This is a genomic window from Streptomyces sp. NPDC027663, assembly GCF_055566415.1.
In genome coordinates, this window is the sequence record NZ_JBVHSK010000002.1 from 736,791 (window position 1) to 756,312 (window position 19,522).

Genomic DNA, 19,522 nt, shown 5'->3' on the forward strand with positions numbered 1-19,522 from the left:
CTTCAGCCGCAGCCGCAGCGGCACCACCGCCGACTCCAGCTGGGTGCGCAGCGTCATCTTCGAGACACCCTCCGTGCGCTCGGCGAAGCGGATCGGGATCTCGACGGCCCGGTGCCCGGCCCCCACGGCCTTGTACTTCAGCTCCACCTGGAAGCTGTAGCCCGCGCTGTCCAGGGACGACAGGTCCACGTCCCGCAGGGTCGATGCCGACCAGAGGTTGAAGCCGGCGGTGATGTCGCGGATGTCGTCGGCTTCAGGAGGTCTTGACCCAGATCCGGTACGCGCCGGTGCCGCCGGAGCTGAGCCGGAACGGAATGCTGCCGACCATCCGGTAATGACCGCTGGCGGTGACCTGGCGCTCGAGGTAGGCGTCCAGGTCCGGTGTGCCGACACCGTCCAGGACGACCAGGTCGAACCAACCGTCCTTCAGGGCGAGGCGGTAGCCCTCCCTGCCGTGATGGACGACGCCCTTCCGGTCGGCGTAGCCGATGCCGTAGGTGGAGGTCCACTGCGAGTGGTCGGTCCTGTCCCGGAGGTAGTAGACGGGCACCTCGTACGTCTCGCCGAGGTAGTGGCCCTTCGGCTTCATGTGCGGCTCGATCGCCTTCACCATCGCCGAGGAGTCGGGCCACAGCCCGTAGCGCCACTCCGACTGCGAGACACCGAGACACAGCGCGGCGACCCAGAGCATGATGCCGAGCTGCGGATAGCGGAAGTGCTTGCCGACCAGACGGATCACGCCGATGCCCGCCATCGGCGCGGCGAACAGCAGACCGAAGTCGAGGTGCTTGTAGAGCGAGACCGAGGTGTGCAGGTGGATCTGGTACGCCGGGGCCAGCAGCGCGGTGCCGGTCAGCGTGATGCCGAGCAGGGTGCGCCAGCGCCAGCCGGGTCCGTGCAGCCCGTAGGACCGCGGTGACTCGTTCATCCGGCCGCGCAGCGCGTACGCGACGGTACCGGCGACCGCGATGGCGAACATCAGGCCACCCCACTCCAGCGACTTCTCCAGCAGCGCGGACGTCGTGTCGGTGCCGTGGGCCCGGTTGGTGGTGGTCTGCCGCACACCGGCGAGCACATCGGTGTACATCAGGCCGATCCCGGCCAGCACGGCGGTGCCGAGGGCCAGCAAGAACGCACGCGGCAGACACCTCCAGCCCCGGTGGTGCCAGGCGGTGAGCGCCGCGAGAGCGACCAGCGTGGGTACGTACAGCGCGGACGCGTACTTCACCGCCACCGCCAGCACCATGACCGGCGCGGCGAGCAGTACGGCGACGACGGGAGCGCGGCCGGTACGGACGATGATCCACGCGGACAGCGCCAGCAAGAAGATCGCCGGCGCGTCGTAGGTGGCGAACCAGCCGAGCACGATCGTCGGCTGGGTCACCGCGAACAGAGCGGCCGCCACCAGCGCCACCCGCTCGTTGAACAGCCGCCGGGTGAAGGAGTACAGCAGCACGGTGGACCCGAGGAGGCACAGGAGGCTGAGCGCCCGGGCCCCGGACAGGCCGGCGAGTCCGTCCACGAAGGCGGCCAGCACCGGGTACAGCATCGGTGAGCCGGAGAAGTACGACTCGTAGCCGCTGTGCAGCGGGGTGCCGTTCGCCCAGTGTTCGATGATGTTGTGACCGGCGGCCAGGTACAGCGCCTCGTCCTGGAAGGCCGTGTTGGACAGCCGCAGCGACAGCACCGTCTGGATCAGCAGCAGCACCGCCAGGACGCCCCGGCTGACCCAGGCCCGGCGGCGGCTCGGGGTGTCGTCCCAGCCCGCGTCCGGTGTCTCCGGCACGTGGTACCCCGGTTCGGCCGGTGTCTCCGGCACCTGGTACCCCGCCACGGCAGGCGTCTCCGCCTCCGGCACCGTGCGCAGGGCGTAGGTCGGCTGGTCGTCCAGCTGCTGGTACGGGTAGGTCCGGGGGTCGTAGTCGTACCCCTCGGGGATCTCGTAGGCCTCGGGGATGTCGTAGGGCTCGGGGACGTCGTAGGCCTGCGGCCGGCGCGGGACGTAGCCGTCGGAGTTGAACCAGGCGCCCTGGGGCTCGTCCTCGGCGTAGGGGTCGTACGGCTGCGGGATGTAGTACTCGGGTCGAGAGGTCATGACGGCTTCCGTACGTCGAAGCCGAAACGGTCGTCGGCGGCCAGGCGCTTGAACTCCTTCAGCGCCAGCGGGCTCGCCTCCAGCCGCCAGTCGGCGCGCTTCTTGTGGTCGAACCAGATGAAGCCGAGCATGCCGTCGTCCGCCTCGACGCCCGCGAACAGGTTGCGGATGTCGGCGCGCCGCCGCTCGCCGGGCACGGCGGCGGTCTCCAGCAGCAGCATGGGCTTCTTGGTGAAGGTGCGGATCTGGTCGCGGGTCGGCCCGAAGACGCTGTCGAAGGCGTTGTCCTCGCCTGCGGTGAAGTAGCCGATCAGGCCGATCCAGTCGACATAGGCGTCGCCCGGGTAGTACGGCTCGAGCCGCACGTTCCTGACCGGGTTGATGACGTTGGGCGACCAGGCCCAGATGACGTTGGTGGCGCCGGTGTCGACGAAGATCCGGTGGATGTGCCGCCAGGCGGCCACGTACTGGGCCGGGGTCACGTCGTTCGTGCCCCACTTCTCCCAGTGGCCGTTGAACTCGTCCGCGAAGTCGATCACCACGGGCAGGTTCAGCTTGCGGACCGCGGCCGCGTACTCCCTGATGTACGCGTCCGACCTGCCCGCCGCGATGTCGGCCACCGGGGTGTCGAAGGGCTCCCAGGACATCAGCGTCAGGGCGCCCTCGGCCCAGGCGTTGCGCACCCCGGTGGCGTCGAAGCCGTCGCCCCAGCCGGCGTAGTACTCGACGAGGTTCGGCCGCTTGCCGACCCTCTTCGTGTACGCGTCGACGCTCTTCATGGAGTTCGGGGCGCCCGCCACGGCCGCGCCGAAGTACTTCTTCGCCGGGCTCAGCAGCGGTGTGACGTCGTAGGGGACGGCCGGGTCGGCGCTCGCCCGGGAGCGCGGAGCCGACGGGCCGGTGCCGGAGGCCGACGAGCCGCCGGAGTCGTCGCCGAGCAGCGAGCAGCCGCTGAGCGCGAGGACGCCGACCAGCCCGCAGGTCAGGACGGCACGCACCGTGCGGAAACGTTCCTTCGGCCGCATCAGAAGGCCTCCGTCCCCGAGCGCGGCTGGACCAGGACCCGGCCCACGACCAGCGCGTAGAACAGCCCCGAGGACAGGATCAGGGCGAAGTCGGGGGCGTTCATGGTGAACGTCCGGTACACCGCCGCGGTGACCCAGACCAGCGCCGTGCCGCCGCTCCAGGCCCACATGCCGATCCAGAAGCGCCGGGTCTTGTTCTTCTTGGCACCGGAGGAGCCGGTCGGCTGCCAGCCCATGCGGTTCTTGCGCAGGATGTCCCAGATGGCGAAGACATGCGCCCAGCCGTACATCATGCGGGCCGCCCAGGCCTCCAGGCGGTACGGCGCCTTGTGCCACATCGGGAAGATGATCGTCGTGTAGAGGATGCTGGGCAGCACCAGGAGCAGATGCTCGACCCTGAGCTTCTCCGGCATCATCAGCAGCAGCACGATCGGGATGACAGGCGCCGCGAAGGTGAACAGCGCGGTGTGGATGTAGTAGAAGAACCCGGACATGTAGCACAGGCGACTGGAGAGCTTGATCTTGCGCTGCCAGAACTTGCGGCTGCCGAGCAGGCTCATCGAGCCCGAGCACCAGCGGTACTGCTGGTTGAAGAAGGCGCCCGCAGTGTCCGGGCACACACCGGTGGACACCGCGACCGGGACGTACCGCAGGTCCCAGCCGAGCCCGCGCAGGTCGAAGCCGGTGTGCACGTCCTCGGAGTGCTCGATCAGCGTGGTGCCGCCGTTGGTCTCCAGGGCCGCCCGCCGGTAGACCGCGCAGGAACCGACGCAGATCGCGCCGTCGCTGCCCTGCCGGGACACCTGCACGGAACGGTAGAACAGCTCCTGCACCGCACCCGCCCCGCGCTCGATCCAGTTCTGCGAGTCGAGGACGCGGAAGTACTGCGGGGACTGGACGATGCCGATCCGCGGATCGTCGTCCATGTAGGGCAGCAGCTCCTCCAGCAGGTCGGCGCGCGGGGTGAAGTCGGCGTCCAGGATCAGGACGAACTCGCCGTCCGACCGGCCGAAGCCGAAGTGCAGGTTGCCGGCCTTCTTGAACCAGCCCCGGTTCTCCCGGGTGCCGTAGCGGAACCCGAAGTCCCGGGCCATCGCCTCCAGCTCCGGGCTCGCGCCGTCGTCCAGGACGAACGGCACGCAGACCCCGGGATACCGGTCGGCCATCATCCGCACGTGCCGCCAGGTGTTGTGCAGCACCTCGATGGGCTCGCCGCACACCGGCAGGAACACGTCGACGGTCGGGTGGACCTCGGGCCGCCAGTTCTGCACCAGCCGCCGGTGGTGCGCGATGTCGAAGTCCCGGGTGAAACCGTTCACCCGCAGCGACACCAGGTAGTAGACGACCGTGAACACCAGCAGCGGTGTGTAGATCCACAGCACCGGCGTGGACTGCGCCAGCTTGAACTGGCTCACCACCAGGCAGCAGAAGCTGATCAGCGAGCTGATCGTCAGAATCCACAGATGCCGGCGCGCGTAGGAGTACTTCTCCCTGTCCGTCGGCGGCAGGGGCAGCAGACCCAGCGCGGCGTTTCCGCCGCGCACGGCCCGTCGCCGGCCACCGGTCTGGCGCGCAGCACGACGCCCCCCGGTCCGCACGGGACCCACTGAACTCATTCCGTTGTCCAACCCCGGGACGTAGCGACCCGTCGACCCCCCAGCCAATCCCAGCCACCCCTGTCGAACTTCCGGCCGGGCGGCGCAACCATAACCGAGAGGTATGAACCGCGTAAGGGTTGGTAAGACGGGTTACGCCCGGTAAGTACAGACATGGGGCATAAGCGCCGCGAAATGCAACGTAACTAACAGGTTTCGCAGCCCGCCGCCCCGGGAAGCGACCGCTTCCGCCGCGCCTCCTTGTTCCGGGCCGCCAGCAGCTCGTCGGCGGGATAGCCGACCTCCTCCAGCGTCAGCCCGTGCGGCCGTACGACATGCACGGCCGAGTCCCGCACGCCCGCGGCCAGCACCTTCCCCGGCCACTCCGGCCCGCGGTGCCCGTCGCCGACGAACAGCAGCGCGCCGATGAGCGACCGCACCATGTTGTGGCAGAAGGCGTCGGCGCGGACGGTGGCGGTGATGATCCCGTCCTCGCCCCGCACCAGGCTCAGCTCCTGGAGGGTCCGGATCGTCGTGGCCCCCTCGCGCTTCTTGCAGTAGGCGGCGAAGTCGTGCTCCCCGAGCAGCGCCTCGGCGGCCCGGTTCATCGCGTCCACGTCCAACGGCCAGTCGTGCCACAGGACGTGGTTGCGGAGGATGGGGTCGACGCCACCGGGGTTGTCGGTGACCCGGTAGGCGTACCGGCGCCAGACCGCGGAGAAACGGGCGTTGAAGCCGTGCGGTGCCGGCCTGAGGGCCCAGACCCGCACGTCCTTCGGCAACCGCCCTGCGAGCCGCTTCAGCAGTTTCTGGTTGTGCTCGCGCCAGACGTCCTCGGGCAGGTCGACATGCGCCACCTGACCGCGCGCGTGCACCCCGGCGTCGGTCCGCCCCGCGACGGTCAGCTCGTACGTCTCCCGGGACCGCGTCACCGTGCGCAGGGCGTCCTCGATCTCTCCCTGCACGGTCCGCCTGCCGCCGGCCTGCTTGGCCCACCCGTGGAAGTCGGTGCCGTCGTAGGAGACGTCGAGGCGGACACGGACGTGTCCGGGCTGTACTTCATCACTCACAGGGAGATCCTCTCAGGTACACGAAAGCGGGCCCGCTCCTGTGAAGGAACGGGCCCGCAACGCCCTCATGGGACGCGGGAACCGCGCGAGCGGCCACGACTGTGCCGCGGCCGCCGGTGCACAGCCCCCGGCAGAACGCTTACGCGTCCTTCGACTCCTCGGCAGCGGCCTCCTCGGCCGGCGCCTCGGTGGTCTCCGCAGCCTTGGCCTCGTCGGTCTCCTTGACCGCACGCTTGGTGGCGGCCTCGGCCTCACCCACGGCCTTCTGCTGCACCGTCAGCGCCTCGACCAGCTCGATGACGGCCATGGGCGCGTTGTCGCCACGGCGGTTACCGATCTTGGTGATGCGGGTGTAACCACCCGGACGGTTCTCGTAACGCGGGCCGATCTCGGTGAAGAGCGTGTGGACGATGCTCTTGTCCGTGATGACCTGGAGCACCTGACGGCGGTTGTGAAGGTCGCCCTTCTTCGCCTTGGTGATCAGACGCTCGGCGTACGGGCGCAGGCGGCGGGCCTTCGCCTCGGTGGTGGTGATACGGCCGTGCTCGAACAGCGACTTCGCGAGGTTCGCGAGGAGCAGCTTCTCGTGCGCGGCGCTGCCGCCCAGACGGGCACCCTTGGTGGGCTTCGGCATGGTTCTTCTCCTGTGTGTCTGCTCCGGCCGTGTCAGGTACCGGAGTCAGTATCCGAGCAGACGGTTGTCTGTCGGAGATCCGGGGCGTCCCCGAAGGGGCGCCCCGGAGGGGGCGCGGGGAACTGCGCGATCAGCACAGCGCACCCGCACCCGGGTACGGACCGTCGGTCCCGAGCCCTCAGTACTGCTCGGTCTCGACGAAGCCCGCGTCCGCGTCGTCGTCCGCGCCGAACGCGTCCGCCGCAGCGGTGGGGTCGAATCCGGGCGGGCTGTCCTTCAGGGCCAGGCCCATGCCGGCCAGCTTCGCCTTGACCTCGTCGATGGACTTCGCACCGAAGTTGCGGATGTCCAGGAGGTCGGCCTCGGAGCGGGCGACGAGCTCACCCACGGAGTGGATGCCCTCACGCTTGAGGCAGTTGTAGGAGCGGACCGTGAGCTCCAGCTCCTCGATCGGCAGCGCGAGGTCGGCCGCGAGCGCGGCGTCCGTCGGGGACGGACCCATGTCGATGCCCTCGGCGTCGATGTTCAGCTCGCGGGCGAGACCGAACAGCTCGACCAGCGTCTTGCCCGCGGAGGCCATGGCGTCACGGGGACGCATCGCCTGCTTGGTCTCGACGTCGACGATCAGCTTGTCGAAGTCGGTGCGCTGCTCGACACGCGTGGCCTCGACCTTGTACGTGACCTTGAGCACCGGCGAGTAGATGGAGTCGACCGGGATACGGCCGATCTCCTGGCCCACCTGCTTGTTCTGCACGGCGGAGACGTAGCCGCGACCGCGCTCGACGGTCAGCTCCATCTCCAGCTTGCCCTTGCCGTTGAGCGTGGCGAGGACCAGGTCGGGGTTGTGCACCTCGACACCGGCCGGGGGCGCGATGTCGGCGGCGGTGACCAGACCCGGGCCCTGCTTGCGCAGGTACATCACGACCGGCTCGTCGTGCTCCGAGGAGACGACCAGCTGCTTGATGTTGAGGATCAGGTCGGTGACGTCCTCCTTGACGCCCGGCACGGTGGTGAACTCGTGCAGCACGCCGTCGATCCGGATGCTGGTGACAGCAGCGCCGGGGATCGAGGACAGGAGGGTGCGGCGGAGGGAGTTGCCGAGGGTGTAGCCGAAGCCCGGCTCCAGCGGCTCGATCACGAACCGGGAGCGGAACTCGTCGACGACCTCTTCGGTCAACGAGGGACGCTGAGCGATCAGCATGTGTGGATCAGATCCTTCATTCGTGGACGCCCGCTATTTGACGTCCGACGGAAACCGCACCTGTGAAAAGTGCGGGTACTGCAAGGGTACGGGCGGTACGGCCCCTACGGAGCCGTACCGCCCGGAACCCGAAGCCGGTAAAAGCGGCCGTGCGTCAGACGCGGCGGCGCTTCGGCGGGCGGCAGCCGTTGTGCGGGGTCGGGGTGACGTCCTGGATGGAGCCGACCTCGAGGCCCGTGGCCTGCAGGGAGCGGATCGCGGTCTCACGACCGGCGCCCGGGCCCTTGACGAACACGTCGACGCGGCGCATGCCGTGCTCCTGGGCACGACGGGCGGCCGACTCGGCGGCCATCTGCGCGGCGAACGGCGTGGACTTCCGGGAACCCTTGAAGCCGACGTGGCCGGCGGAGGCCCAGGAGATCACGTTGCCCGACGGGTCCGTGATCGAGACGATCGTGTTGTTGAACGTGCTCTTGATGTAGGCGTGGCCGTGAGCGACGTTCTTCTTTTCCTTGCGGCGCACCTTCTTGACTGCGCCCTGACGTCCCTTGGGGGGCATCTACTAACTCCTACGGGAGGTGGTCGGTCCTACAGCGAAGACCGTGGACAGATGTCCGCTGCGGACTACTTCTTGCCCGGCTTCTTCTTGCCGGCGATGGCGCGACGCGGGCCCTTGCGGGTGCGGGCGTTGGTGCTGGTGCGCTGACCGCGGACGGGCAGACCGCGACGGTGACGGAGACCCTGGTAGCAACCGATCTCGACCTTGCGGCGGATGTCGGCCTGGATCTCGCGACGGAGGTCACCCTCGGTCTTGATGTTGTTGTCGACGTACTCGCGGATCGCGACCAGCTGCTCTTCGGTCAGGTCACGGACGCGGGTGTTCGGGTCGACGCCGGTCGCAGCCAGCGTCTCCTGCGAGAGGGTCCGGCCGATGCCGAACACGTAGGTGAGGGCGACCTCCACGCGCTTTTCGCGCGGGATGTCAACACCGGAAACGCGTGCCATTCAATGGCTCCTGGTGATCTTCGGAGGTCTTCCGCAGAACCGGCTCCCGGCCGCCGTACGAGGTACGAACCGGGTCCCCGGCCTCCGAACCGGGGGTGTCGAGCTGGGTGGCTCGGGCTCTGCGTATGAACATATTCAGCTCGCGTCGCGCGAATCTCTGCGATAGAGGTGCAGAGGGTTCAGGTCGTGCGTCAGCCCTGGCGCTGCTTGTGGCGCGGGTTCTCGCAGATGACCATGACCCGACCGTGACGGCGGATCACCCTGCACTTGTCGCAGATCTTCTTGACGCTCGGCTTGACCTTCATGGGATTGAGGTTCTCCGGGTCAGTGCCACCACCCCGCCGTCAGCGGGATGCGGGCAAGATCTACTTGTAGCGGTAGACGATCCGGCCACGCGTCAGGTCGTACGGAGACAGCTCCACCACGACCCGGTCGTCAGGGAGGATGCGGATGTAGTGCATACGCATCTTGCCGCTGATGTGTGCCAGGACCTGGTGGCCGTTCTGGAGCTCGACCTTGAACATGGCGTTCGGAAGAGACTCGACGACAGTGCCCTCGATCTCGATGGCACCTTGCTTCTTGGCCACGCTTCGCCCTTCGAATCGACTACCTTGATCGACTCTCAGCAAGTTCCCTGGGATTCCCTTGCGGGAGCATGCGGACATGCGGGTGCACGAGAGCCGACGAGTCAGTCTACGTCGGCGCACCCGGAAAGGCGAATCGAGGGAAGTCTGCCCCGTGCCCGTTGTGGTCATGCCAGGGGCCGGGAGGCTCATGCCGGAGGAGGGCCGGAGGCTCATGCCGGAGGAGGGCCGGAGGCTCATGCCGGAGGAGGGCCGGAGGCTCATGCCGGAGGAGCGGGAGGCTCACGCCGGCGGAGGCAGGGGGCTGACTCGGAGGAGGCCGCGAGGTCTCAGGCGAGGGGGTCGGGCGCTGCCGTGACGCCGTACTCGGCCAGCTTCGCCTTGCCGCCGTCGGGCGCCGTCAGCACCAGCGGGCCCTGCTCCGTGAGGGCGACCGAGTGCTCCCAGTGGGAGGACCAGGTGCCGTCCGTCGTGATGACGGTCCAGTCGTCCTCGAGAACCTCGGTGCGGGGGGTGCCGAGCGAGACCATCGGCTCGATCGCCAGGCAGAAGCCGGGGACCAGCTTGGGGCCCTTGCCGCGGCGCCGGTCGACGTAGTTCAGCAGGTGCGGGTCCATGTGCATCTCGGTGCCGATGCCGTGGCCGCCGTAGTCCTCGATGATCCCGTACTTGCCGCCGCCCGGCTTGGGCTGGCGCCGGATGTACGTCTCGATGGCACGCGAGACGTCGACCAGGCGGTTGCCCTGCTTCATGGCCGCGATGCCGGCCCACATCGACTCTTCCGTCACCCGGGACAGCTCGACCAGCTCCGGGGCGTGACCCGAGCCGACGAAGGCCGTGTAGGCCGCGTCACCGTGCCAGCCGTCCACGATCGCGCCGCAGTCGATGGAGATGACGTCGCCGTCCTTGAGGACGACCTCGTCGGAGGGGATGCCGTGGACGACCACGTCGTTCACTGAGGTGCAGATGGTGGCGGGGAAGCCGCCGTAACCCAGGAAGTTCGACTTGGCGCCGTGCTCGGCGAGGACCTTGCGGGCCACCTCGTCCAGGTCCTTGGTGGAGGCACCCGGCACCGCGGCCTCACGCGTGGCCGCGTGAATGGCGGCTACGACCAGGCCCGCCGCCCGCATCTTCGCGATCTGCTCGGGGGTCTTGATCTGCACCATGGGGGCCTGCGCTCTCCGTCACTCACGTCGACTGGGTTACGTACACAACAGTACGGCCGCGACGCCCTGGCAGTCCCCCCGGACGAGGTCCGGGGGGAGGGCACCGCGGCCGGAAGGGCCGGGATCTACTTGTCGGCCTTCTCGCGCTTGAGGGCCTCCATGGCCCGCTGCGTGATCTCGTCCACCGGGCCCAGGGAGGAGATCGTCACGACCAGGCCCTGCGCCTTGTAGTAGTCGATGATCGGCTCGGTCTGCGTGTGGTAGACCTCCAGCCGCTTGCGGACGGTCTCCTCGGAGTCGTCGTCGCGCTGGTACAGCTCGCCGCCGCAGACGTCGCAGACGCCCTCCTGCTTCGCCGGGCTGTACGTCACGTGGAAGACGTGCGAGGAGTCGTTGCGGCAGATGCGCCGGCCGGCGATCCGCTTGACGACCTCGTCCTCGGGGACCTCCAGGTCCAGGACCGCGTCCAGCGTGATGCCCTCGGTCTGCAGCAGCTCGTCCAGCGCCTCGGCCTGCGAGACGTTGCGCGGGAAGCCGTCCAGCAGGAAGCCGTTGGCCGCGTCCGGCTGCTCCATGCGGTCCTTGGCCATGGCGATGGTCACCTCGTCGGGGACGAGGTTGCCGGCGTCCATGTAGGACTTCGCGAGCCTGCCCAGCTCGGTCTGCTGGCTGATGTTGGCCCGGAACAGATCGCCTGTGGAGATGTGCGGAACGGCCAGCTTCTCAGCGAGTCGGACGGCTTGCGTTCCCTTACCGGCACCCGGCGGCCCGACGAGGACGATACGCATCAGCGGAGGAACCCTTCGTAATTGCGCTGCTGGAGCTGGCTCTCGATCTGCTTCACCGTCTCGAGGCCGACACCCACGATGATCAGGATGCTGGTCCCGCCGAACGGGAAGTTCTGGCTTGCCCCAAAGCCCACCAACGCCATTGTCGGCACGAGAGCGATCAGACCCAGATACAGCGAACCCGGCCAGGTGATCCGGTTGAGCACATAGCTGAGGTACTCAGCGGTCGGTCGGCCAGCCCGGATGCCCGGGATGAAGCCACCATACTTCTTCATGTTGTCGGCTACTTCCTCGGGGTTGAAGGAGATAGCGACGTAGAAGAACGCGAAGAAAACGATGAGCAAGAAGTACGAAGTGATGTAAATCGGGTGGTCGCCCTTGGTCAGATTCTGCTCGACCCAGGTCTTCCAGCCCGACTTGCTCCCCGAGAACTGCGCCACGAGCGCCGGAATGTAGAGCAGCGAGGAGGCGAAGATGACAGGAATCACACCTGCCTGATTCACCTTGAGCGGGATGTACGTGGACGTACCGCCGTAGGAACGCCGGCCGATCATCCGCTTCGCGTACTGCACCGGGATGCGGCGCTGCGCCTGCTCGACGAAGACGACGAGCGCGACCATGACCAGGCCCACGGCGATGACGGTGCCGAACTCGATCCAGCCGCCGCCCAGGGTGCCCTGCTTCTTGATCGCCCACAGCGCGGACGGGAAGGTCGCGGCGATCGAGATGAACATCAGGATCGACATGCCGTTGCCGATACCGCGGTCGGTGATCAGCTCACCGAGCCACATGACGACGGCGGTACCCGCGGTCATGCAGATGACCATGGTGATGGTGGTGAAGATCGCCTGGTCGGGGACGATCTGGTTCGCCACCGAGCACGTACCGAACAGCGCACCGCTGCGGGCGGTGGCCACCAGGCCGGTGCCCTGAAGGATGGCCAGCGCCACGGTCAGGTAGCGGGTGTACTGCGTGATCTTGGCAGTACCGGCCTGTCCTTCCTTCTTGAGCGCTTCCAGACGCGGGATCACGACCGTCAGCAGCTGCAGGATGATGCTGGCCGTGATGTACGGCATGATCCCGAGCGCGAAGATCGTAATCTGCAGCAGCGCACCACCGCTGAACATGTTGACCAGCCCGAAGAGACCCTGGTTACCGGAGGCCTCGCGGACACACTGCTGGACGTTCTTGTAGTTGACGCCCGGGATCGGGATGTGTGTGCCGACCCGGTACACCACGACGATGGCCAGCGTGAACAGCAGCTTCTTGCGCAGGTCGGGCGTCTTGAACGCCCGGGCGAACGCGGTGAGCACGGTGCCTCCTGCGACCCCCGCGCAACTGCGTCAAGGGTGACGGTCTTGAGGTTCGACGAATACGAAAAAGAACAGTGCAGGCCACCTTACCGGCGACACTGCCCCCTAGGAACGACCAACCGGGGATACCCCATTGTGAGGCATCCCCGGTCGGGATCGTCTACGTCATCGACGCGTCGCCTGAGGGACTCAGACGAGCTCGGTGACCGTACCGCCGGCGGCGGTGATCTTCTCCTTGGCGGAGCCGGAGACGGCGTCGACCGTCACCTGCAGCGCCACGGAGATCTCGCCCTGGCCGAGGACCTTGACGAGGCTGTTCTTGCGCACGGCACCCTTGGCCACCAGACCCTCGACCGTGACCTCGCCACCCTCGGGGTAGAGCGCGGCCAGCTTGTCGAGGTTCACGACCTGGTACTCGGTCTTGAACGGGTTCTTGAAGCCCTTCAGCTTCGGGAGGCGCATGTGCAGCGGCATCTGGCCACCCTCGAAGCGCTCCGGAACCTGGTAGCGGGCCTTGGTGCCCTTGGTACCACGACCGGCCGTCTTACCCTTCGACGCCTCACCACGACCCACACGGGTCTTGGCGGTCTTGGCGCCCGGGGCGGGACGGAGGTTGTGGATCTTAAGCGGGTTCTGCTCCGCCATGATCAGTCGACCTCCTCGACCGTCACGAGGTGGCGGACGGTGTGCACCATGCCGCGGAACTCGGGGCGGTCCTCCTTGACGACCTGCGTGTTGATGCCCTTGAGACCAAGGGAGCGCAGGGTGTCGCGGTGGTTCTGCTTGCTGCCGATGTAGGACTTGACCTGCGTGATCTTGAGCTGAGCCATTACGCAGCACCAGCCCCGGCACGCGCGCGCAGCAGAGCCGCGGGGGCGACGTCCTCGAGCGGCAGACCACGGCGGGCCGCGATCTCCTCGGGACGCTGCAGGCCCTTGAGGGCCTCCACGGTCGCGTGCACGATGTTGATCGCGTTCGACGAGCCGAGCGACTTCGACAGCACGTCGTGGATACCGGCGCACTCGAGCACGGCGCGCACCGGGCCACCGGCGATAACGCCGGTACCGGGGGACGCGGGCTTGAGCAGGACGACGCCGGCAGCCTTCTCACCCGTGATCGGGTGCGGGATGGTGCCCTGGATACGGGGGACCTTGAAGAAGTGCTTCTTGGCCTCCTCAACACCCTTGGCGATGGCGGCCGGCACCTCCTTGGCCTTGCCGTAACCGACACCCACGGTGCCGTCACCGTCGCCCACCACGACCAGCGCGGTGAAGCTGAAGCGACGACCACCCTTCACAACCTTGGCGACTCGGTTGATCGCGACGACGCGCTCGACGTACGCGGTCTTCTCGGCGGCAGCAGCGCCGCCGTCACGGCCCTTCCGGTCCCGCCGCTCGCCGCCACCGGCACCGCCACCGCGGCGCTGGGGTCCAGCCATTGGAATTACCTCTCTCTGTTTCCGCTAGCTACGGCAGGCTCAGAACTTGAGCCCGGCTTCGCGGGCGGCGTCCGCCAGGGCGGCGATGCGCCCGGCGTACTGGTTGCCACCACGGTCGAACACGACAGCCTCGACACCGGCGGCCTTGGCACGCTCGGCGACCAGGGCGCCGACCTGCTTGGCCTGCGCGGACTTGTCGCCCTCGCCACCGCGCACGGACGCGTCCAGGGTGGACGCGGACGCCAGGGTGTGGCCCTTGAGGTCGTCGATCACCTGCGCCACGATGTGGCGGTTGGAGCGGGTCACGACCAGACGGGGGCGCTCCGCCGTACCGGCGATCCGCTTGCGGATCCGGATGTGACGGCGCTTGATCGCGGCGCGCTTGTAGGCGTCGCCCTTGAGGATCTTCTGCCCGTATGCCATGGCTTACTTACCCGCCTTTCCGACCTTGCGGCGGATGACTTCGCCCTCGTACTTGACGCCCTTGGCCTTGTACGGGTCGGGCTTGCGCAGCTTGCGGATGTTGGCCGCAACCTCGCCGACCTTCTGCTTGTCGATGCCCTCGACCTGGAAGCGGGTCGGGGTCTCCACCTTGAAGGTGATGCCCTCGGGCGCCTCGACGACGATCGGGTGGCTGTAGCCGAGAGCGAACTCGAGGTTCGAACCCTTGGCCGTGACGCGGTAACCGACACCGCTGATCTCGAGCTTCTTCACGTAACCCTGGGTCACGCCGGTGATCATGTTCGCCACCAGCGTGCGGGACAGGCCGTGCAGGGCCTTGTTCTGACGCTCGTCGTTCGGGCGCGTCACCTGCAGGGTGCCGTCCTCGCCCTTAGCGATGTCGATCGGCGCGACGACGGTGTGGGTCAGCGAGCCCTTGGGGCCCTTGACCGAGACCGTACGGCCGTCGATGGTGACGTCCACGCCGGCGGGAACCGTGATGGGGAGCTTGCCAATACGCGACATAGCTGTTTCCTCCGTTCCCTTCCGTTACCAGACGTAGGCGAGGACTTCCCCACCCACGCCCTTCTTGCCGGCCTGCTTGTCGGTGAGGAGCCCGTGGGACGTGGAGATGATCGCCACGCCGAGGCCGCCGAGCACCTTCGGCAGGTTGGTGGACTTCGCGTACACCCGGAGACCGGGCTTCGAGATCCGCTTGATGCCCGCGATGGAGCGCTCACGGTTCGGGCCGAACTTCAGCTCGAGAACGAGGTTCTTGCCGACCTCGGCGTCCTCGATCTTCCAGCCCGTGATGAAGCCCTCCTGCTGGAGGATCTCCGCGATGTGCGACTTGATCTTCGATGCCGGCATCGTCACGGAGTCGTGGTATGCCGAGTTCGCGTTCCGCAGACGCGTAAGCATGTCTGCGATCGGATCAGTCATGGTCATGAATTGGCCTTCGGCCTCTCTCGCCGGGGTTTCCTGTTGCGCCATCCCTCTCCCCGATCCGAGACGGGACGGGTGCGGCGCGGTGGACCTACGGCGTAGTAAGTCGTACGGGCGCGGCAGGCGCCCAACCCCACAAGCCTACGGCATGTGGTGAAGGGCCCCTGCCGACCCAGATGCTTACCGAGAGCTTCAGGAATCCCCTATTACAGGGATTACCAGGAGCTCTTGGTCACGCCCGGCAGCTCGCCACGGTGAGCCATCTCACGAAGGCACACGCGGCACAGGCCGAACTTGCGGTACACGGAGTGCGGACGGCCGCAGCGCTGGCAGCGGGTGTAGCCACGCACACCGAACTTGGGCTTGCGAGCAGCCTTAGCGATCAGAGCCTTCTTCGCCATCTCGCTCACGCCTCCTTGAACGGGAAGCCGAGGTGACGAAGGAGCGCGCGGCCCTCAGCGTCGTTGGTCGCCGTGGTGACCACGGTGATGTCCATACCCCGGACGCGGTCGATCTTGTCCTGGTCGATCTCGTGGAACATGACCTGCTCCGTGAGACCGAAGGTGTAGTTGCCACGGCCGTCGAACTGCTTGGGGGACAGGCCGCGGAAGTCGCGGATGCGCGGGAGCGCGAGCGACAGGGTGCGGTCCAGGAACTCCCACATGCGGTCGCCACGGAGCGTGACGTGGGCACCGATCGGCTGGCCCTCACGCAGCTTGAACTGCGCGATGGACTTGCGGGCCTTGGTGACCTGCGGCTTCTGGCCGGTGATCGTGGTGAGGTCGCGGATGGCGCCCTCGATCAGCTTGGAGTCGCGGGCGGCGTCGCCCACACCCATGTTGACCACGATCTTGACGAGGCCGGGGATCTGCATGACGTTCTCGTACTTGAACTCGTCACGCAGCTTGCCCGCGATCTCCTCGCGGTACTTCTGCTTCAGACGCGGAGTGGTGGTGGTAGCCATCAGATGTCCTCACCCGTCCGCTTGGCAACGCGGATCTTGTTGCCTTCGTCGTCGAAGCGGTAACCGACGCGCGTGACGACCTTCTGGCCGTCCTTCTCCACGACGAGCTGAACGTTGCTCACGTGGATCGGGGCCTCGGTGGTCACGATGCCGCCGGCCTGGGAACCGCGAGCGGTCGGTCCGGCCTTGGTGTGCTTCTTGACCCGGTTGACACCCTCGACCAGGACGCGGTCCTCGCGGGGGTAGGCCGCGATGACCTTGCCCTGCTTGCCCTTGTCCTTACCGGTGATGACCTGGACCAGGTCGCCCTTCTTGATCTTCATGCTTACAGCACCTCCGGCGCGAGCGAGATGATCTTCATGAACTTCTTCTCGCGCAGCTCACGGCCGACCGGGCCGAAGATGCGGGTGCCGCGAGGGTCGCCGTCGTTCTTCAGAATGACGGCGGCGTTCTCGTCGAAGCGGATGTACGAGCCGTCCGGACGGCGGCGCTCCTTGACGGTGCGAACGATGACCGCCTTGACGACGTCACCCTTCTTCACGTTGCCACCGGGGATCGCGTCCTTGACGGTGGCGACGATGACGTCACCGATGCCCGCGTAGCGGCGACCGGAGCCACCGAGCACACGGATGCAAAGGATCTCCTTCGCACCAGTGTTGTCGGCGACGCGCAGTCGCGACTCCTGCTGGATCACGTCTATCTCCTGATCGTCTGCCGGTTCCCCGGGGGCCGTCTCTCAACGGCCCCCGGAGCCTGGCGGAACTGACCTGCGGGTTGGCCCGCAGGCATATCTGCTGGAATTCGCTTGCGCGAATTACCTACTTGGCCTTCTCGAGGATCTCGACGACGCGCCAGCGCTTCGTCGCGGACAGCGGCCGGGTCTCCATGAGGAGGACGCGGTCGCCGACACCCGCGGCGTTCTGCTCGTCGTGTGCCTTGAGCTTGTTGGTACGGCGGATGACCTTGCCGTACAGCGCGTGCTTGACGCGGTCCTCGACGGCGACGACGACGGTCTTGTCCATCTTGTCGCTGACGACGAGGCCCTCACGGGTCTTGCGGAAACCGCGCGCCTCAGTGTTCTCAGTCACGTTCTTCTCGCTCATCAGGCGTTCTCCACCGTCTCGATGCCGAGCTCACGCTCACGCATGAGGGTGTAGATCCGGGCGATGTCCTTGCGGACCGCCTTCAGACGGCCGTGGTTCTCGAGCTGACCGGTCGCCGCCTGGAAGCGGAGGTTGAACAGCTCTTCCTTGGCCTCGCGGAGCTTCGCCAGAAGCTCCTCGTTGCCCAGCTCGCGCAGCTCGGACGCCTTGGTACCGGCCGACATCACGCTTCACCTGCCTCGCGCTTGACGATCCGGCACTTCATCGGCAGCTTGTGGGCCGCACGAGTCAGCGCCTCACGGGCGATCTTCTCGTTGGGGTACGACAGCTCGAACATCACACGTCCGGGCTTGACGTTCGCGATCCACCACTCCGGAGAACCCTTACCGGAACCCATGCGGGTCTCGGCCGGCTTCTTGGTGAGGGGACGGTCCGGGTAGATGTTGATCCAGACCTTGCCGCCACGCTTGATGTGACGGGTCATCGCGATACGGGCCGCCTCGATCTGGCGGTTCGTGACGTAGGCCGGGGTCAGCGCCTGGATGCCGTACTCGCCGAACGCAACCTGCGTCCCACCCTTGGACATACCGTTGCGCTTCGGGTGGTGCTGCTTGCGGTGCTTGACCCTACGGGGGATCAGCATTTCGGTCAGGCCTCCGTTCCGGTGCTCTCAGCCGGAGCGGACGCGGGAGCCTCGGCCTTGGGGGCCTCGGCGCCGGCAGCCTGCTGCGGCTTGCGACCGCGCCGCTCGCCACCACGGCCACCACGGGCCGGGCGGTCGGCACCGCCACGGGCCGGGCGGTTACCCGCACGGGCCGCAGCGTTCTCGGCGCGGACCTCGGCGATGTTCTTCACGTCGCCCTTGTAGATCCAGACCTTCACACCGATGCGGCCGAAGGTCGTCTTGGCCTCGAAGAAGCCGTAGTCCACGTTCGCACGGAGCGTGTGCAGGGGCACGCGGCCCTCGCGGTAGAACTCCGAGCGGGACATCTCGGCGCCGCCGAGGCGGCCACCGCACTGGATCTTGATGCCCTTGGCGCCGGCCTTCATGGCGGACTGCATGCTCTTGCGCATGGCCCGACGGAAGGAGACGCGGGAGGAGAGCTGCTCGGCGACGGCCTGGGCAACCAGCTGAGCGTCGGTCTCGGGGTTCTTGACCTCGAGGATGTTCAGCTGGACCTGCTTGCCCGTGAGCTTCTCGAGGTCACCGCGGATGCGGTCGGCCTCGGCGCCACGGCGGCCGATGACGATGCCCGGACGAGCGGTGTGGATGTCCACACGCACGCGGTCACGGGTGCGCTCGATCTCAACCTTCGAGATGCCGGCGCGCTCCATGCCGGACGTCATCATCCGACGGATGGCGACGTCTTCCTTGACGTAGTCCTTGTACAGCTTGTCGGCGTACCAACGCGACTTGAAGTCGGTCGTGACACCGAGCCGGAACCCGTGCGGGTTTACCTTCTGGCCCATTACCGGGTTCCTTCCTTGCTGCTGACGACCACGGTGATGTGGCTGGTCCGCTTGCGGATCCGGTAGGCACGGCCCTGGGCACGCGGACGGAACCGCTTCAGGGTCGGGCCTTCGTCGACGTAGGCCTCGGAGATGTAGAGGCTGTCGGCGTCGGTGTGGTCGTAGTTGTGCGCGGCGTTGGCGATGGCGCTGTCGAGCACCTTGCCGACCGGCACGGAGGCTGCCTGCGGAGCGAATCGCAGAACAGCCTGGGCCTCCGTGGCATCCATGCCACGGATGAGGTCCACCACACGGCGGGCCTTCATGGGCGTGACGCGGATGTACCGCGCCTGGGCCCTGGCTTCCATGGTTGTCCCTTCAGAGTTACTTACGTGTCTGAATGCGATCCGCTACTAGCGGCGCTTCGACTTCCGGTCTTCCTTGACGTGGCCCCGGAAGGTGCGCGTCGGCGAGAACTCGCCGAGCTTGTGGCCGACCATCGACTCGGTGACGAACACCGGGATGTGGGTCTTGCCGTTGTGCACCGCCAGCGTGTGGCCGAGCATGGCCGGGACGATCATCGAGCGGCGGGACCAGGTCTTGATGACGTTCTTGGTGCCGGCTTCGTTCTGGGCGTCCACCTTCTTGATCAGGTGGTCGTCGACGAAGGGCCCCTTCTTCAGGCTACGAGGCATCTCAACCCGTC

General features: G+C 67.2%; 29 protein-coding genes and 1 pseudogene. All 30 read right to left on the reverse strand.

The window, feature by feature from the left end; all coding sequences use genetic code 11:
- Positions 1–246 (reverse strand): annotated as a pseudogene (locus tag ACZ4SF_RS08170) (polyprenol monophosphomannose synthase); the annotation flags it as partial.
- A 7-nt stretch (positions 247–253) separates the two neighbouring features.
- Positions 254–2,095, reverse strand: coding sequence for an ArnT family glycosyltransferase (locus ACZ4SF_RS08175; protein ID WP_468379876.1), 1,842 nt, complete (start codon positions 2,093–2,095; stop codon positions 254–256).
- Positions 2,092–3,120, reverse strand: coding sequence for a glycoside hydrolase family 26 protein (locus ACZ4SF_RS08180; protein ID WP_468379879.1), 1,029 nt, complete (start codon positions 3,118–3,120; stop codon positions 2,092–2,094). The genes ACZ4SF_RS08175 and ACZ4SF_RS08180 overlap by 4 nt, the downstream gene beginning before the upstream one ends.
- A complete protein-coding gene (locus ACZ4SF_RS08185; protein ID WP_468380445.1) occupies positions 3,120–4,538 on the reverse strand; it encodes a glycosyltransferase family 2 protein in 1,419 nt (472 codons plus the stop codon). Before ACZ4SF_RS08185 ends, ACZ4SF_RS08180 begins: the two co-directional genes overlap by 1 nt.
- Before the next feature lie 383 nt (positions 4,539–4,921).
- Complete coding sequence (truA, locus tag ACZ4SF_RS08190) at positions 4,922–5,785, reverse strand: tRNA pseudouridine(38-40) synthase TruA (protein ID WP_468379882.1); 864 nt, start codon at positions 5,783–5,785, stop codon at positions 4,922–4,924.
- Between the two features lie 139 nt (positions 5,786–5,924).
- Entirely contained in the window at positions 5,925–6,419 is a 495-nt protein-coding gene (gene rplQ, locus ACZ4SF_RS08195) for a 50S ribosomal protein L17 (protein ID WP_468379885.1), read from the reverse strand.
- A 178-nt stretch (positions 6,420–6,597) separates the two neighbouring features.
- Positions 6,598–7,620 carry a DNA-directed RNA polymerase subunit alpha gene (locus tag ACZ4SF_RS08200; protein WP_003966937.1) on the reverse strand — a complete coding sequence of 341 codons (1,023 nt, stop codon included), beginning with the start codon at positions 7,618–7,620 and terminating at the stop codon, positions 6,598–6,600.
- Positions 7,621–7,774: 154 nt separating this feature from the next.
- The gene (rpsK, locus tag ACZ4SF_RS08205) at positions 7,775–8,179 is read right to left on the reverse strand and encodes a 30S ribosomal protein S11 (protein ID WP_201832311.1); all 405 of its coding nucleotides are present in this window, start codon (positions 8,177–8,179) and stop codon (positions 7,775–7,777) included.
- Between the two features lie 65 nt (positions 8,180–8,244).
- Entirely contained in the window at positions 8,245–8,625 is a 381-nt protein-coding gene (gene rpsM, locus ACZ4SF_RS08210) for a 30S ribosomal protein S13 (RefSeq protein ID WP_116148529.1), read from the reverse strand.
- A gap of 191 nt (positions 8,626–8,816) precedes the next feature.
- Positions 8,817–8,930 (reverse strand): 50S ribosomal protein L36, encoded by a 114-nt coding sequence (rpmJ, locus tag ACZ4SF_RS08215; protein WP_003998809.1) that lies wholly within the window; start codon positions 8,928–8,930, stop codon positions 8,817–8,819.
- Positions 8,931–8,990: 60 nt separating this feature from the next.
- Positions 8,991–9,212 carry a translation initiation factor IF-1 gene (gene infA, locus ACZ4SF_RS08220; RefSeq protein WP_003948620.1) on the reverse strand — a complete coding sequence of 74 codons (222 nt, stop codon included), beginning with the start codon at positions 9,210–9,212 and terminating at the stop codon, positions 8,991–8,993.
- Between the two features lie 326 nt (positions 9,213–9,538).
- Positions 9,539–10,375 carry a type I methionyl aminopeptidase gene (map, locus tag ACZ4SF_RS08225; RefSeq protein WP_468379889.1) on the reverse strand — a complete coding sequence of 279 codons (837 nt, stop codon included), beginning with the start codon at positions 10,373–10,375 and terminating at the stop codon, positions 9,539–9,541.
- A gap of 125 nt (positions 10,376–10,500) precedes the next feature.
- Entirely contained in the window at positions 10,501–11,163 is a 663-nt protein-coding gene (locus ACZ4SF_RS08230) for an adenylate kinase (RefSeq protein ID WP_468379891.1), read from the reverse strand.
- Positions 11,163–12,476 (reverse strand): preprotein translocase subunit SecY, encoded by a 1,314-nt coding sequence (gene secY / locus ACZ4SF_RS08235; RefSeq protein ID WP_468379894.1) that lies wholly within the window; start codon positions 12,474–12,476, stop codon positions 11,163–11,165. Before secY ends, ACZ4SF_RS08230 begins: the two co-directional genes overlap by 1 nt.
- 189 nt (positions 12,477–12,665) lie before the next feature.
- Entirely contained in the window at positions 12,666–13,121 is a 456-nt protein-coding gene (rplO, locus tag ACZ4SF_RS08240; RefSeq protein WP_014674382.1) for a 50S ribosomal protein L15, read from the reverse strand.
- A 2-nt stretch (positions 13,122–13,123) separates the two neighbouring features.
- Positions 13,124–13,306 (reverse strand): 50S ribosomal protein L30, encoded by a 183-nt coding sequence (gene rpmD / locus ACZ4SF_RS08245; protein WP_003974250.1) that lies wholly within the window; start codon positions 13,304–13,306, stop codon positions 13,124–13,126.
- Positions 13,306–13,914: a 30S ribosomal protein S5 gene (gene rpsE, locus ACZ4SF_RS08250; RefSeq protein ID WP_030671799.1), complete on the reverse strand. Its 609-nt coding sequence runs from the start codon at positions 13,912–13,914 to the stop codon at positions 13,306–13,308. The genes rpmD and rpsE overlap by 1 nt, the downstream gene beginning before the upstream one ends.
- 39 nt (positions 13,915–13,953) lie before the next feature.
- The gene (gene rplR / locus ACZ4SF_RS08255) at positions 13,954–14,337 is read right to left on the reverse strand and encodes a 50S ribosomal protein L18 (protein WP_030860987.1); all 384 of its coding nucleotides are present in this window, start codon (positions 14,335–14,337) and stop codon (positions 13,954–13,956) included.
- Positions 14,338–14,340: 3 nt separating this feature from the next.
- Positions 14,341–14,880 carry a 50S ribosomal protein L6 gene (gene rplF, locus ACZ4SF_RS08260; protein WP_359064307.1) on the reverse strand — a complete coding sequence of 180 codons (540 nt, stop codon included), beginning with the start codon at positions 14,878–14,880 and terminating at the stop codon, positions 14,341–14,343.
- Positions 14,881–14,904: 24 nt separating this feature from the next.
- Positions 14,905–15,303, reverse strand: coding sequence for a 30S ribosomal protein S8 (gene rpsH, locus ACZ4SF_RS08265; RefSeq protein ID WP_007494756.1), 399 nt, complete (start codon positions 15,301–15,303; stop codon positions 14,905–14,907).
- Between the two features lie 212 nt (positions 15,304–15,515).
- On the reverse strand, positions 15,516–15,701 hold the full coding sequence (locus ACZ4SF_RS08270; protein ID WP_003948630.1) for a type Z 30S ribosomal protein S14: 186 nt from the start codon (positions 15,699–15,701) through the stop codon (positions 15,516–15,518).
- A 5-nt stretch (positions 15,702–15,706) separates the two neighbouring features.
- Complete coding sequence (rplE, locus tag ACZ4SF_RS08275; protein WP_097252926.1) at positions 15,707–16,264, reverse strand: 50S ribosomal protein L5; 558 nt, start codon at positions 16,262–16,264, stop codon at positions 15,707–15,709.
- Positions 16,264–16,587 (reverse strand): 50S ribosomal protein L24, encoded by a 324-nt coding sequence (gene rplX, locus ACZ4SF_RS08280; RefSeq protein WP_069779212.1) that lies wholly within the window; start codon positions 16,585–16,587, stop codon positions 16,264–16,266. The genes rplE and rplX overlap by 1 nt, the downstream gene beginning before the upstream one ends.
- A 2-nt stretch (positions 16,588–16,589) precedes the next feature.
- Positions 16,590–16,958, reverse strand: coding sequence for a 50S ribosomal protein L14 (rplN, locus tag ACZ4SF_RS08285; protein WP_003998823.1), 369 nt, complete (start codon positions 16,956–16,958; stop codon positions 16,590–16,592).
- A 124-nt stretch (positions 16,959–17,082) separates the two neighbouring features.
- Positions 17,083–17,367 (reverse strand): 30S ribosomal protein S17, encoded by a 285-nt coding sequence (gene rpsQ, locus ACZ4SF_RS08290; protein WP_153539280.1) that lies wholly within the window; start codon positions 17,365–17,367, stop codon positions 17,083–17,085.
- Complete coding sequence (gene rpmC / locus ACZ4SF_RS08295; protein ID WP_007494763.1) at positions 17,367–17,591, reverse strand: 50S ribosomal protein L29; 225 nt, start codon at positions 17,589–17,591, stop codon at positions 17,367–17,369. The genes rpsQ and rpmC overlap by 1 nt, the downstream gene beginning before the upstream one ends.
- Positions 17,591–18,010 carry a 50S ribosomal protein L16 gene (gene rplP, locus ACZ4SF_RS08300; RefSeq protein WP_009190136.1) on the reverse strand — a complete coding sequence of 140 codons (420 nt, stop codon included), beginning with the start codon at positions 18,008–18,010 and terminating at the stop codon, positions 17,591–17,593. The genes rpmC and rplP overlap by 1 nt, the downstream gene beginning before the upstream one ends.
- A gap of 5 nt (positions 18,011–18,015) precedes the next feature.
- Entirely contained in the window at positions 18,016–18,837 is an 822-nt protein-coding gene (gene rpsC / locus ACZ4SF_RS08305; protein ID WP_003998826.1) for a 30S ribosomal protein S3, read from the reverse strand.
- Positions 18,837–19,184 carry a 50S ribosomal protein L22 gene (gene rplV, locus ACZ4SF_RS08310; RefSeq protein ID WP_019329637.1) on the reverse strand — a complete coding sequence of 116 codons (348 nt, stop codon included), beginning with the start codon at positions 19,182–19,184 and terminating at the stop codon, positions 18,837–18,839. The genes rpsC and rplV overlap by 1 nt, the downstream gene beginning before the upstream one ends.
- Positions 19,185–19,229: 45 nt before the next feature.
- Complete coding sequence (gene rpsS / locus ACZ4SF_RS08315) at positions 19,230–19,511, reverse strand: 30S ribosomal protein S19 (RefSeq protein WP_023547380.1); 282 nt, start codon at positions 19,509–19,511, stop codon at positions 19,230–19,232.
- Between the last annotated feature and the right edge of the window lie 11 nt (positions 19,512–19,522).